The sequence below is a fragment of the Algoriphagus antarcticus genome (assembly GCF_002150685.1).
GTDB classification, from domain to species: domain Bacteria; phylum Bacteroidota; class Bacteroidia; order Cytophagales; family Cyclobacteriaceae; genus Algoriphagus; species Algoriphagus antarcticus.
The window spans coordinates 1-13,548 of sequence record NZ_MSSW01000049.1 but is presented as its reverse complement, the minus strand read 5'-3'; the positions used below and the strand labels follow the sequence as shown (position 1 = coordinate 13,548).

At 41.0% G+C, this 13,548-nt stretch carries 11 protein-coding genes and 2 pseudogenes; 11 read left to right on the top strand and 2 right to left on the bottom strand.

The window, feature by feature from the left end; translation table 11 throughout:
• The first annotated feature begins 121 nt into the window (after positions 1–121).
• The 6 genes and pseudogenes from BVH04_RS16065 to BVH04_RS26790 form a co-directional block, all read left to right on the top strand.
• Positions 122–628 (top strand): heme-binding domain-containing protein, encoded by a 507-nt coding sequence (locus BVH04_RS16065; protein ID WP_086542489.1) that lies wholly within the window; start codon positions 122–124, stop codon positions 626–628.
• Positions 629–695: 67 nt separating this feature from the next.
• Positions 696–1,700 carry a Gfo/Idh/MocA family protein gene (locus BVH04_RS16060; protein WP_086542488.1) on the top strand — a complete coding sequence of 335 codons (1,005 nt, stop codon included), beginning with the start codon at positions 696–698 and terminating at the stop codon, positions 1,698–1,700.
• Between the two features lie 573 nt (positions 1,701–2,273).
• On the top strand, positions 2,274–4,700 hold the full coding sequence (locus BVH04_RS16055) for a DUF1549 domain-containing protein (protein WP_086542487.1): 2,427 nt from the start codon (positions 2,274–2,276) through the stop codon (positions 4,698–4,700).
• Positions 4,701–5,414: 714 nt separating this feature from the next.
• Positions 5,415–6,845 carry a DUF1501 domain-containing protein gene (locus BVH04_RS16050; protein WP_086542486.1) on the top strand — a complete coding sequence of 477 codons (1,431 nt, stop codon included), beginning with the start codon at positions 5,415–5,417 and terminating at the stop codon, positions 6,843–6,845.
• Between the two features lie 129 nt (positions 6,846–6,974).
• Entirely contained in the window at positions 6,975–8,024 is a 1,050-nt protein-coding gene (locus tag BVH04_RS16045) for a glycoside hydrolase family protein (RefSeq protein WP_086542485.1), read from the top strand.
• Positions 8,025–8,030: 6 nt separating this feature from the next.
• Positions 8,031–8,171, top strand: a pseudogene (locus BVH04_RS26790) (DUF1501 domain-containing protein); the annotation flags it as partial.
• A gap of 16 nt (positions 8,172–8,187) precedes the next feature.
• Here BVH04_RS26790 and BVH04_RS16040 read toward each other — a convergent pair.
• Positions 8,188–8,937, bottom strand: a complete 750-nt coding sequence (locus BVH04_RS16040; protein ID WP_086542484.1) for a flavodoxin family protein — start codon at positions 8,935–8,937, stop codon at positions 8,188–8,190.
• Positions 8,938–9,294: 357 nt separating this feature from the next.
• Between BVH04_RS16040 and BVH04_RS26390 the strand changes: the two genes are divergently transcribed.
• The 4 genes from BVH04_RS26390 to BVH04_RS16025 all read left to right on the top strand — a co-directional run bounded on the left by BVH04_RS26390 (position 9,295) and on the right by BVH04_RS16025 (position 11,647).
• A complete protein-coding gene (locus tag BVH04_RS26390; RefSeq protein WP_262481372.1) occupies positions 9,295–9,423 on the top strand; it encodes a hypothetical protein in 129 nt (42 codons plus the stop codon).
• Positions 9,424–9,441: 18 nt separating this feature from the next.
• Positions 9,442–9,696, top strand: a complete 255-nt coding sequence (locus BVH04_RS26675) for a Crp/Fnr family transcriptional regulator (protein ID WP_086542483.1) — start codon at positions 9,442–9,444, stop codon at positions 9,694–9,696.
• A gap of 666 nt (positions 9,697–10,362) precedes the next feature.
• Positions 10,363–11,100, top strand: coding sequence for a hypothetical protein (locus BVH04_RS16030; protein WP_086542482.1), 738 nt, complete (start codon positions 10,363–10,365; stop codon positions 11,098–11,100).
• Positions 11,072–11,647 carry a hypothetical protein gene (locus tag BVH04_RS16025; RefSeq protein ID WP_086542481.1) on the top strand — a complete coding sequence of 192 codons (576 nt, stop codon included), beginning with the start codon at positions 11,072–11,074 and terminating at the stop codon, positions 11,645–11,647. The genes BVH04_RS16030 and BVH04_RS16025 overlap by 29 nt, the downstream gene beginning before the upstream one ends.
• 55 nt (positions 11,648–11,702) lie before the next feature.
• Here BVH04_RS16025 and BVH04_RS25200 read toward each other — a convergent pair.
• Positions 11,703–12,051 (bottom strand): annotated as a pseudogene (locus tag BVH04_RS25200) (transposase); the annotation flags it as partial.
• Positions 12,052–12,405: 354 nt separating this feature from the next.
• Here BVH04_RS25200 and BVH04_RS16020 point away from each other — a divergent pair.
• Complete coding sequence (locus tag BVH04_RS16020; protein WP_240510952.1) at positions 12,406–13,305, top strand: sugar phosphate isomerase/epimerase family protein; 900 nt, start codon at positions 12,406–12,408, stop codon at positions 13,303–13,305.
• The last annotated feature ends 243 nt before the right edge of the window (positions 13,306–13,548 follow it).

The window sequence follows — 13,548 nt, the reverse complement described above, 5'->3', positions numbered from 1 at the left end:
GTACATCTATGTCATAATCATTTAGCCCATTGCAATTAAAATACAGATTGTCTTTCACTTGATTTATTGATATGTTTAAGCCTGTCAAACTTCTTGAGTCTAACTGAAAATTCCTTAAGCCATGCTAAAAAAAATCGGATTAGTCGTTTTAGTCGTCCTAGTTGCCATACAGTTTATCCCTTATGAGAAAAACGAAGGCAAACCTGCTGAGCACCCTATTTCCGGCAGCTATAATATTCCAGACAATGTCAATAAGTTACTCGTAAATGCCTGTAACAATTGCCATACTAATAAGTCCGAATACCCATGGTATGCAAGTATAGAGCCTGTAGGTTATTGGCTTAACGACCATATCCAGGAAGGCAAAGGAGAATTAAATCTTGACGAATTCACTAATCGCCCTCTGGCTTATCAGAATCACAAGCTAGAGGAAATTATAGAAATGGTGGAAGAAAAGGAGATGCCTTTGAAATCCTACACAAATTTCGGTCTTCACCCTGAAGCAAATCTTTCCGACGCTGATCGACAAGTGATTATCGACTGGGCAAAAGATCAGATGGCTTATTTGAAAGCTACTTATCCTGCGGATAGTTTGGTCATGAAAAGAAGAAATCCATCTCCTGCATAATAAACAATCTTGAGATTTAGGGGTATCAAATGGTCTTATTTATTAGCTTATCCCCTATTTTTAGCTTATGAGCAAAAACCAAGACACCGAAGTAAGATGGGGAATTCTAGGCGTGGGAAATGTATGCGAAGTCAAATCCGCACCTGCCATGAACCTAATCCCAAATAGTAAAATAGCTGCAGTCATGCGTCGATCGGAAGAGAAAGTAAAAGACTACGCCGACAGACACGGAATCTCCAAATGGTACACTTCTGCAAATGATCTGATAAACGATCCTGAAGTGAATGCCATTTACATCGCCACTCCTCCAAATGCTCATTTGGAACTGGCGAAACTTGCTGCCTCAGCGGGCAAGCCAGTTTATGTAGAAAAACCAATGGCACGAACTCACGCTGAGTGTCTGGAAATGATTAAAGTCTGCGAGCAAGCCAATGTTCCGCTTTACATAGCCTACTATCGCAGAGAACTTCCGCATTTTCTGAAAATCAAAGAGCTGATCAATCAAGGAATTCTAGGAGAAATCCGAACCGTACATATCAATCTCAAGCAAAAACTAGATGCCTCTTTAATCACCAAAGTGGAAACCAACTGGAGGGTTGATCCTGAAATGGCTGGCGGCGGATATTTCTTTGACCTTGCTTCTCATCAGCTAGACTTATTAGATTTTTTCTTCGGGAAAATCACACATGCAACTGGATTTGCTTCCAATCAGGCGAAAACATATGAAGCAGAAGACATTGTCACAGGAAGTTTTGTGTTTGAAAGTGGAATTCTGGGATCAGGAAACTGGTGCTTTACTACCTCTGAGAACGCAGAAATAGACCAAACAATAATCTATGGCAGCAAAGGAAAAATCACTTATGAGACCTTTGGTAAAGGAGAATTCACTTTGGAAACTGACGAAAATGGAATCGAAAAATTCTCTTTTGACCTTCCAAAACACATACAGCAACCATTGATAAAAACTATTGTCGGAGATCTTCTAGGAACCGAAACTTGCCAAAGCACCGGAATCAGCGGAGCAAGAGCCAACTGGGTGATGGATCAATTGGTGAAGGAAAGAGTTTTTTAAACCGCAAAGCGTAGGGAGATTAACACAGAGGGCATTGCTGCTCTTATCATGATTAGTTAGCCTTGAGTTTGTTAAAAACATCTTTCGCCTCTGTTTGTGTCTCCAAGACCGAACTGAACTTGGGAAATTGGAAGACGCAGTTAAAATGAACCCTCATACAAATTAATAGGCCTGAAAGCCCGCCATACCAAAGCCCAGCTCGGATGGGCTGGGTGATAAAGAAAACATCAAGTTCCCAAAGCTCTGAAGGAGCGTAATACCACTTTCTACTGAAAGTTATCCTGCTTCACCAGAAGCTCAACTCCTATTTCCCGAAAATTCAATGCAGAAAAATCTGCGTCTATCGGCGAATCTTTTCAGCGTTAATCTGCGGGGAATAAATCCACTTATCAAATCAATCCACAAACAGGATAGCTTTAACCAACAAAACCACTATTTTTCACTTGTTGGATAAGTACTCATCTCAGAATCAGCACTTATTAAATGTTCCCATTATTCTGAACACCATTGAAAAATCAATCTCAAAAATCCTTTTCACACATTTGGCTATACCTCTTTTTTATTGGAGGATGCATGCTTTTGTTTGACATTTCAGCTTTTGCACAAACTGAAGTAGTAGAATCTGGACAGGAACCTGCTTTTTGGCTTTGGCAGTTTTTCGGGAGACTACATCCTTTGATTGTTCATTTCCCGATTGCATTGATTGTGGTGGCGGCATTGATGGAGCTGTTTACTTTCAGGGAATTCAACTCCAAGATCAGGCCTGGAATAATGATCTTAGCTTCTATCGGTGCAATAAGCGCAATCCTCGCAGCACCTATGGGTTGGCTTTTGGCTACCAATGAAGGAACATCTGGCGATTTGCTGGATTTGCATAAATGGATAGGAATTGGAACGGCTATTTTGAGTCTTATTACTTTATTCTTTCTCTCAAAAATCAGACGCAGACCAACTTCTTCTCAGATAAAACCCTTTAGAGCCACGCTTTTTCTTACTGCCATCTGTGTGTCAGTAGCTGGTCATTTTGGAGGATCGCTCACGCATGGAGAGGACTTCCTCACTGAAGTCTTGCCTAGTAAAGCCAATGAATTTGAAATTGAAAAAACTCCGATAAACCTTGCCGCTTACAAAGCAGAACTTACTCCGGAAAAAGAGATGAAGCTGATCGGAGAAGTTCGAATGGTTTTAGCACACAACTGCTACAAATGCCATAGTGGATCAAAAATCGAAGCAGAATTACGATTGGATGAAAAAGAGTTTTTCTTCGCTGGAGGAGAATCTGGGCAGATTTTGATTCCTGGAAATCCCGGAGAAAGTGAGATTATTAGGAGGATTAATCTGCGCAAAAACCATGATGATGTAATGCCTTCCAAAGGAAAATTGCTAAACAAGCAAGAAAAAGAATTGATCGCACTTTGGATAGCCAAAGGCGCACCTTGGCCAGATGGAGCTGCCCAACAGTCTATTTACCGAGTAGCGAAACTCGCCCCTAGAAACCCAGCTCTTCCAGCTTACAAGGCTGGCTTGGATAATCCCATCGATCTCTGGGTTGATTCCTATCTTCAAGAAAACAAACTGGAATGGAAAGAATTGGTGGATGATAAAACCTACCTCAGAAGAATCTATTTAGATATCACAGGCTTAATCCCAAGTCCAAAAGATCTGGAAGAATTCAGAAGAGACTCCAGGCCTGACAAGCGGAGCATTTGGCTACAGGATTTATTAAGCAAATCTGATGACTATGCGACTCACTGGCTAACCTTCTGGAATGATGTGCTTCGCAATGATTACACAGGAACTGGCTACATCACCAAAGGCCGCTACAACATCACCGACTGGCTTTACACTTCCCTTCGTGACAATAAGCCTTACGATCAATTCGTGAAGGAACTGCTGAATCCAACCGACAAGTCCAAAGGTTTTATCGAGGGAATTCGCTGGCGTGGGACAGTAAATGCAAGTCAAAGAACTGAAATGCAGGCTGCGCAAAATGTGGGTCAGGTGATTTTGGGTTTAAACTTGAAATGTGCTTCCTGCCACGATAGCTTTATCTCTGACTGGAAACTGGAAGAGTCATATGCTTTCGCAAATATCTTTGCAGACTCCACACTTGAAGTCAGCCGTTGTGAAGTTCCCACAGGGAAATTTGCCAAGACAGAGATCCTTTGGGAGGAATTAGGCGACATTGACAGTGCTGCTACTAAAGCTGAAAAGCTCAGACAGCTTGCTGATAAATTGGTTCAGCCGGCAAATGGTAGGATGTATCGCACGATTGTGAATCGGGTTTGGAAGCAACTTATGGGAAGAGGAATTGTGGAGCCGGTCGATGAAATGGACAATGAGCCGTGGAGTCAGGATTTGCTGGATTGGCTGGCTTCCGATTTTGTGGAAAATGGCTATGATTTGAAAGATCTGATCTATCAAATAGCAAGTTCGAAAATCTACCAATCTCAGTCAATAGGCTACGAATCCTACGATGCGGTCATGGCAGATGATTATAAGTTCAACGGGATGGTTCGGAGGAGAATGACAGCGGAACAGTTTTCTGATGCCGTAAGTGAAATTGTCTATCCTCTTTTCCCAGAAGAAGAAATCAAATACAATCCATTTGAGTTGCAGAAACCTGAGCATATTACTCCTTCTTTTGCGCGAGCATCACTAGTAGCCAATAATCCATTCCTTACAGCACTTGGAAGGCCAAATCGTGAAATCGTCTCTACCAGCAGAGAAGCTCAAGGAAGTTTATTGCAGGCGCTCGAACTTACAAATGGAGAAAGATTGAATACAGCCTTGCAAAAAGGGGCTGCAAAATGGAAAACCCAACTGAGTGATCCAGTACAGATCACGGAGGAATTATATCTAAAAGCGCTAAACCGAAAGCCAAATGAGAAAGAGATGGCTATCGCAAAAGCGTCGTTGGGACAAAATCCAGATGCAGCTAAAATCCAGGATTTATTCTGGGCGGTGATATTGCTTCCGGAGTTTCAGATGGTGAATTAAGGGGATGTCGGGTGTTGGGTGTTGGGTGTTGGGTGTCGGATGTCGGATGTCGGATGTCGGATGTCGGATGTCGGATGTCGGATGTCGGATGTGAGATGTGAGATGTGAGATGACCGATGACCGATGTTTCGGAATCGTCATTGAATGAGTACTGGGTGTCGGAAGTCGGATCGCAAATAATTATTTTGTGAAAATGAAACCAAGCCCAGAGGGCTGACATATTTGTAGCCATGGTTAAAAGCAAAAGGCCATTTTCCTTGGCGCAGGATCGTAGTTGGAAGTAGAAGGTATTGCCGAGGAGTAGATGGTGGATGATAGGTGTCGGATGTCGGATGACCGATGTGAGATGACCGATGACCGATGTTTCGGAATCGTCATTGCGAGTAGGTACTGCCTTTTGCGATTCGTCGGGAAACGAAGCAATCTTTGTTTAATTGGTAAAAAGTAAAAGGTGTTAGGTAAAATCAGGACGTGACACCGATGTTTCGGAATCTTCATTGGTAGGAGCTACAACGAAGCAATCTGTCAAATTGGGAGACAGGCGACGGAAGACGAATATTGAGTCACAGTAATCAGTTTTCAGTGATCAATCATCTGGGAAAACAATTGAAGTTCAATTGAGGCCACTTCCGTCACCCGTCTTCGGTCTTCGGTCAGGCAAAGTAAAGAAAAGAGGGTTGCTTACATCATTGCAAATAAATAGAAAAACAAACCATGAAAACACCACTTAACCGACGAGACTTTATCAAAAAAACCTCTGCTGCTGCGATGGCTACTATGGGTATGGCAGCTCCGTTGGCGGGACTTCTATCTTCCTGTGGCGTAGACAAGATTCCAGCAACAGCAGATTCGGTTATTTTGCTTTTCATGGCCGGAGGAATGGCTCATACGGAAACCTTCGATCCAAAGAAATACACCCCTTTCCGTAAGGGAATGGAATCCAAGGAAGTGCTAAGCACCTTCCCTTCAATCCCGACGGCTTTGGACGGCATCCACTTTTCCGAAGGCTTGGAATCCCTCGCCAAGGTAATGGACAAGGGAACCTTGATCCGATCTTATGTGGCCGCCGATCTGGGACACATTCTACATACACGCCACCAATACCATTTTCATACCTGCTACGAACCGCCACAATCGGTGGTTGTTCCACACATAGGATCGTGGATTTCTAAGGAATTAGGCCCTCTAAATCCTGTAATTCCATCATTCATCAATATCGGTCAGCGATTTTCCGTAGGTGAGGGTGAGGAATTAAAGGCTTTTCACAGCGCTGGATTTTTGGGATCTGAGCATGGACCATTTTTGATTCCTGACCCGAGTGCTGGATTGGAAAGTGTGCGCCCTCCTATCGGCATGTCCACCAGTAGATTTGAGTCGAGAAATCAACTCTACGAAAACCTGCTTTCAGCTGGGGCAATGGGTGAATATGGCTCTGATTATCAAAAAGAGTCTCTCAAACGATCCATGGAGCAGGCGTATATTTTGCTGAATTCTCCAGAAGCCAAGGCATTTGATCTGAGCCTAGAACCTAAAGCAAGCTATGACAAGTACAACAACGGCAAGTTTGGACTGGGATGTCTTTTGGCAAAAAGACTGGTAGACCAAGGAGCAAGATATATCACAGTTACTTCAGAATACGAACCGTTTTTTGGATGGGATACGCATGACAATGGCCATACCCGACTGAAAGACATGAAGAAAATGATCGATTCCCCGATCGCTCAACTTATTTCTGATTTGGAAGAAAGTGGAAAACTGGACAGAACACTGGTAATCGTAGCAAGTGAATTTAGCCGGGATATGCTGACTGAAGGAAGACCTGGACTGAAAGTGCTTGACCAAGTAGAAGTGCCTGATATCATCGAAGATCTGAAAAACTACGGAATGCACAGGCATTTCACAGATGGCTGCTCCATGCTCCTATTTGGTGGAGGCATTAAGAAAGGTCACGTCTATGGTAAAACCGCTGATGAACGACCTTGCAAGAGCATAGAAAACCCGATCAAAATCGACGGTATTCACCAAACCGTCTATCATGCGTTGGGCATCGACCCAGAAACGAATTACGAAATTGAACAGCGACCTTTCTACACCACGCCCGATGGACATGGGAAAGCTGCGATGGACTTATTGGCTAAGGGGTAAAGATCTATCGTGACTTTTCATAAGAATAGAAGAATCAATCCAAGCCCAAATAAAATAGACACTATGAGCTAATGAGTCCGATAAAGCTTTAAAAACCAATGCAATAAGTGGAAAGTAAATACATCAAGGATGAAGAATTTTTTATTATCAGTAGCAACAGCGGTATTATTAATCGGCTGTAATCAGAGAGAAACCTTCTTAAATAAGGATGTATCCCCTGAGAAAATGGAGGAAATTTTCAATGAGATTAAAACTCCTTTTAAATATGGTATCGTTGTTCAACACCCAGATACCACAAAAATGGTGGATAGTCCAACCATCTTTCGCAAAAATGACATATGGTATATGACCTACATAGTTTTTGATGGTCAAGGGTATGAAACTTGGTTATCGAAAAGTGACGATTTGCTCAACTGGGAATCGAAAGGAAAAATATTATCGTTTACAGAAAACTCGTGGGATGCCAACCAAAAAGCTGGATATGTATCTCTTATTACTATTGATTGGGGTGGTGATTATTCAGTAGAAAATTATCTAGATAACTTCTGGATGACCTACTTAGGTGGAAACACCACTGGATACGAAGCAGGCACATTAAAAATCGGGATGGCAACTTCCACTTCCTTAACAGAAGCAACTGTATGGAATACAACTAATGCTCCCCTGTTATCTCCCGAAGATGAAGAGGCTCGTTGGTTTGATAACAAAACTATCTACAAAAGTTTAGTCATTCGTGATAGCAAGGAGCATATAGGATATCCTTTCGTTATGTATTATAATGCTAAGGGAGATACGGCGGATTATGAAAGTATTGCAATGGCCGTTTCCAACGACATGAAAACATGGAAACGATACGGAGAAAATCCTGTTATTACTAGACATGAAGGGATTTGTGGCGATGCACAAATTGCGAAAATCGGTGATGTTTATGTCATGTTCTATTTTGGAGCTTTCTGGAAACCCGGGGCTTTTGAACGGTTTGCCTGTTCTTATGATTTGATAAATTGGACAGATTGGAAAGGAGAAGACTTGATCGCATCCTCAGAACCCTATGATGAAACCTATGCCCATAAACCCTGGGTAATAAAATGGAATGGAGTTGTTTATCACTTTTACAATGCCGTAGGCAAAAGCGGTAGAGTGATTGCGGTAGCAACCTCAAAAGATTTAAAGAAGTGATTTCCCAAAATCGAGGGCATTCTCCAAACTGTCTATCATGCGTTGGGCATCGACCCAGAAACGAATTACGAAATTGAACAGCGTCCTTTCTACACCACACCCGAAGGACATGGGAAAGCTGCGATGGACTTATTGACAAAGGGTTAAAAACCAGGATCGAGCTTTAAGATCTGTATTCAGGATTCGGGTGATCCTTATCAGTTCTAGCGTCCCATTTGGTTCGCTGATTTCCATAAGCCGGCACGCCGCCATTATCCTTTAGTTGCTTTGCCAAATGCATCAGATTCCATGTCATGAACGTGGTATTTCTATTGGTGAATTCATTCTCAGGGCCACCGGAATTTTCATCCATATAAGAAGGCCCAGGCCCCGCCTCTCCTATCCAACCTGCATCTGCCTGCGGCGGAATAGAATAACCCAAATGCTGCAAGGAGTACAGAACATTCATAGCACAATGCTTAATCCCATCTTCATTTCCTGTCACTAAACATCCGCCTACCCGTCCATAGTAAGCGTATTGACCTTGCTTATTTAACTCACTCGAAAAGCCATACAAGCGCTCAATAGTCCTAGTTGCGATGGATGATTTATCACCCAGCCAGATCGGTGTGCATAGAACAAGAATATCCGCATCCATGACTTTCTTCTGGATCTCCGGCCACTCATCCACAGCCCATCCATGTTCTTTCATATCAGGATATACTCCAAAAGCTATCGCATGATCTACCGGACGAATCACTTCTACCGACACACCATTAGCTTCCATGATCGCCTGACTCATACTGATCAAACCCGAAGTATGAGATTGTTCAGGTGATTTCTTTAAGGTACAATTGAGATAAACGGCTTTTAAACCTGAGAAATCATAAGGATTCTCGTCATTAAGTTTCTGCTGAAAAGAATTGAGTATCATGCCTTTATTGTGTTTAGTGTTTGAATAAGTATACTATGAATATCCGCAATGTTGCCAGAAGCATTATTTTCTTTGATTTGGCAGACGGAAGACCGAAAACACGCTAAGGCGCGCAGGCCGAAGTGACCAAAACGCTTAATTTCATCAAAAGCTTTTATCTCTTAAATGGCAGAAAAGCGGATAAACCTAGAATTCATTATGTGCTCATCACTTTTGAAGAGTTTACCTTGAAGTTACTTACAATAGGGGAAAGATAGAGTCTCGATGAAGACATCTCAAAAAAAATGAGACCCTATTGATGTAATTAACTAATTTAAAGCTCACCTGTTTGAATACACATCTAATCAAATGCATGCTTTGACTGAAAACGCCCATATCTGGTACCTTGATAATTTCAGTATGATGAAAGTGCTGAAGCCTCAGGCGCTCATGGATTTAGAGAAAATGACGGTTATGGCTGATGTGGCGAAGAATCAGGCTGTGTAATTTCCACAAGCAAAGACTATCTACTTTTTACAGAAAGGAAAAATCAAAATCTCAAAAGTCTCTGACACCTGCAAAGAAAAGATTCTCGGCATACAAGGGCCAGGAGAAATATTCGGAGAATTGGTATTGGCAGTTGAGAATTCGAGAGAAGATCTGGCTATAGCTAAAGAGGATGCAGTAATCTGTAAAGTCAATCAAGAGCGATTCAAAGAGCTGATGGCCAAAAATTCAGATCTAAATTTTCCCATCACCAAGTTCATAGGTCCCCACTGAGCGTAGACTAGGGGTTGGTCTAGGTGTAATCCGTATAGTAGTAGGACGTAACTACGCCTTCATCCAAATTAAAATTATAATTAGCTAAGGATGAGAAAAATCAATATCAAATTGGGAATATAGTTAGCTGCATCACCCCCCTAAAAAACAAAAATGGGAAGAGATTCTTGCGAATTCTTCCCGTCGAACAAATTGGAAACCATAGTCTTCCATCTGCGTCCAAGCTACTGTTCGAAGCTTCCCTCAGTTGCCCGAGTCAATGTTCTTCATCGTTAAAGCCGCGCCGAAACGCATGTCCCGTTAAAGTTCTTCTGTAGCGCATTTCTGTAGCGAGCTGCCTCAGTCTTTCCCCCTATATCTACGATATAGGAGGTATTTCCAAAACCATCGACTATTTGTCTATTTTTGATTAGGACATCATACTTGTCTGGAGTGGAACAGGCAGAAAAGATGGTTTCCTGCTAGAAAAAGTAAGATTGATTTTATGATTTGGATAGGGTGGAAAACGGTGTCCTCTTAAATTAGGAAAACATCTCCAAATAGTTGCAGGAGTGCCTATTTAGATTTTAAAATCAGTGAGGCGTTTTCTATTTTTCGGATAATTGGATTGAGTATAGAAAGTGTTATTTTTAAATGGGTTTAGTTTCCAATCTTTTTTAGACGTCTATGAATACCTATTCCATCTTCCTTGCTTCCTCAAAGGAATTGCTGTTTGAACGAGAGAAGTTTGAGATTTTTATAAATAGAAGAAACGGGATCAATATCAGGAACAATGTGCGTCTGGAACTGAAAATCTGGGAGACAATTTCTGGGGAATTGGGAATAGCCGAAAAACAATTGGAATACAACGCCATTGTGGAGAAAGCAGATATTTTGGTTCTTTTATTTTGGAGTAAAATTGGCAAGTTTACAAAGGATGAATACGAGACCGCTAACAGACTTCGGAAAAAAGAGGGAAAACCTCTCGTTTATATTTACCAAAAAACTGAAGCCTCATTATTTCCTACCCTTGAAAACGAAGATGTTTCTAGGTCATTGTTTATTAAGGCTTTAGAAAAAGACGGAAAGTTTCCTATTGAATTTAAGGATCACAATGAATTGGAAAGGAAGTTTAACTATGAGCTGGATTTGCTATTTGAAAACAACACATTTAAATACGGAAGAAATGAAAGTATTTTCTTATCAATTTCCAGGGTTGTAAGAAAATTGATCGGGATCAGTTTGTTTTTTGTCTCAATGATTATGTTCTTTTTCAGAAGAGACGTGATTTATAGATGGAACGATGGAGATCCTGATTCACCAATCCAAGAATTGGTTACTCCTGTGTTTTTATTGATTTTAGGTGCTTTAATTTTCATCTTTAAACTAAAAAGAAATGAAAAACTCAAAAAAAGTATATGCTAATCTTCCCATAGTGGCAGCTATAGTTTTATGTTTTTTGCAATCAAACATATTCAGGTTAGGCGGTTTTCAACTTCTGATGAGTTTGGAGCAGCAGAAGAAGATACAAAGAACTTTAACTTATGTAGAAAAGGATCATGCGGCCTTGCATGAAGAACTCAATGGAGTGCTTTACATTAACGGAGCGAGGCGACAAAATATCTCTATGAATGACGCTCAGAAAAACGAGATTTTTGCGCTTTCTGAAAAACTGACCTCTGATTTTGATGAGTTAAATACTTCTTTTCAATCTGTTTATTTTGCTGACGGTAAGGATGATCGCTACAAAAAATATTTTAAACCTATGACTGAGTTCAAAAGGAATTTGAAAGTTTCTGTCTATGAAATTGAAGTAGACTATTTATTTGATCTCTATAGACAGAGTGAAAAGGCTGAAGAAACAGTGGCTTTAATTAAACGGTATGTTGAAAGTGCGAAACTCGAAAATCAACAGAATATTGATGCAAAGATCAGGGAAATGTCCATCTGGCAGTGGTTGTTTGGATATTGAAAAATTTAATACAGATTTAATCTGAAACTATTCAAATCTTAATTAAGCTATATGACTATTCGCAATGTTGCACGTATGGATAAACTGCTGCGATAATTAGTCTGTTGAACAGTTTTTCTCCAAAGTATCTTCGATTTAAGTTATAAGCTAATCCATTCAGATAGAGGTGTTTTTTACTTACCATGTGGTAGATTCCCAACAGATTCTTTTTCAGGTTACCGATAGCTGTATTTACCCAATTTAGTTCACCGTTTGTTTACTCTGAGGTGGATTTTACTTTGAAGTGTTCCTCTACCAGCTTTCCTGGGTTAAACGTTTGCAGTGTTTTTATTTGTGAACAGCACTGGTGTGGAATCTGCCGATTATTCTACAAACTTCTCAACCGATTCTTTGGTCACATCCTCGTCTAGGCGTAGTTTGTACCCCCCACTGAGTGTAGACTAGGCGTTGAGCTAGGTGTAATTTGTAATTACACCTTACTATCCAATCCAATTTGCAATTGGCAAATGAGGCGTAGAATTAATTTCAAATTGTTCTTGATATTTGGGTGAAGTTACATCCCGATAATTATCGGGATTCACCCAGCCTAAACCACAAACTCTCTATGAAACAACTGAGCATAGAATAGGCTATGGTCTAGGCATAATCCGTACAGCAGTCGGATGTAATCACACCTTCCTATCCTTATCAATTTTAAATTGATATTTTTACACCGGTGAAAGTGCAAACTTCACCCAACATCCCAGCTAAGATAAACTATGCAACGAAGAAATTTCTTGGCCGCAGTGCCACTTTTGATGAGTTTGGGTTTTCGAAATTTCGGACTGGAAGAGATGCCTATTGCTAGCAATGGATATAACTGGACCACCTTTTTTAAAAGGGATGGTAAAGTCTGGGGAGAAAATTTGGCTTCTGATATGAGTTTGTATGCAAAAACTGGATTGAAAGCCTACGAACCGGCTATCGAAAATGCTGCAATGCTGGATAAATTGATTCCACAAATGAAAAAAAATGGAATCAGTATGCCTTCCATGTATGCCAATTCGGTACTTCATGATTCCGTGGAATTGGAAAAGTCCATTCAAAATGTTTTAGAAATCGCAGAGGTAGCAGCTCCTTTTGGATGTAAGATCCTTGTCACCAATCCAAGCCCGATCAGTTGGAACAATCCCGTCAATAAATCTGATGCTCAACTCAAAATTCAGTCGAAAGCTATGGATCGACTTGGAAAACTACTCCGACAAAAAGGAATCACGCTCGCATACCATACCCATGACATGGAACTCCGGGCGGGAGCTCGGGAGATTCATCATGTTCTTCAAAATACCGATCCCAAAAATGTCTCCTTTTGCTTTGATACCCATTGGGTCTATAGGGGATCTGACAATTCCGAGTTGGCAGTTTTCGACATTTTGAGAATGTATGGAGACAGAATCGTGGAGCTTCATCTCCGACAATCCACAGATGGGATTTGGGATGAGACTTTTTCTGCTAGCGGAGATATTGATTATTTCGAATTTGCTCAGCAACTCAAGAACAAAAAAATCAAGCCTCATTTGGTCATCGAGCAGTGCCTGGAAGCAAAAACTGCAGGCCAGATGGATGTGGTGACGGCTCATCAAAAAGATCTGGCAGTGGTAAAAAATGTTTTTGGGTGATAATTAGGTATGGAGGGTTTTTTACGAAGGTCCCCCAACTAAATGTAGACTAGGAGTTGAGCTAGGTGTAATCCGTACAACAGTCAGATGTAACTACTCCTTACTCTCCTTATCAATTTCAAATTGATCCGTATTTAAACGGGTGAAGTTGCTAACTCACCCTACAACCGACCTGATTTTAGAAACAGAAAATAATATTATTTGGTTCTACCCTGAATTTTGTGAAAGGGGAAATTTTTAAGA

What these genes read in the sequence shown, in the direction of transcription:
- BVH04_RS16065 (WP_086542489.1), top strand. Translation starts at nt 122, where the DNA reads ATGCTAAAAAAAATCGGATTAGTCGTTTTAGTCGTCCTAGTTGCCATA.
- BVH04_RS16060 (WP_086542488.1), top strand. Translation starts at nt 696, where the DNA reads ATGAGCAAAAACCAAGACACCGAAGTAAGATGGGGAATTCTAGGCGTG.
- BVH04_RS16055 (WP_086542487.1), top strand. Translation starts at nt 2,274, where the DNA reads ATGCTTTTGTTTGACATTTCAGCTTTTGCACAAACTGAAGTAGTAGAA.
- BVH04_RS16050 (WP_086542486.1), top strand. Translation starts at nt 5,415, where the DNA reads ATGAAAACACCACTTAACCGACGAGACTTTATCAAAAAAACCTCTGCT.
- BVH04_RS16045 (WP_086542485.1), top strand. Translation starts at nt 6,975, where the DNA reads ATGAAGAATTTTTTATTATCAGTAGCAACAGCGGTATTATTAATCGGC.
- BVH04_RS16040 (WP_086542484.1), bottom strand. Translation starts at nt 8,937, where the DNA reads ATGATACTCAATTCTTTTCAGCAGAAACTTAATGACGAGAATCCTTAT.
- BVH04_RS16030 (WP_086542482.1), top strand. Translation starts at nt 10,363, where the DNA reads ATGAATACCTATTCCATCTTCCTTGCTTCCTCAAAGGAATTGCTGTTT.
- BVH04_RS16025 (WP_086542481.1), top strand. Translation starts at nt 11,072, where the DNA reads ATGAAAAACTCAAAAAAAGTATATGCTAATCTTCCCATAGTGGCAGCT.
- BVH04_RS16020 (WP_240510952.1), top strand. Translation starts at nt 12,406, where the DNA reads ATGCAACGAAGAAATTTCTTGGCCGCAGTGCCACTTTTGATGAGTTTG.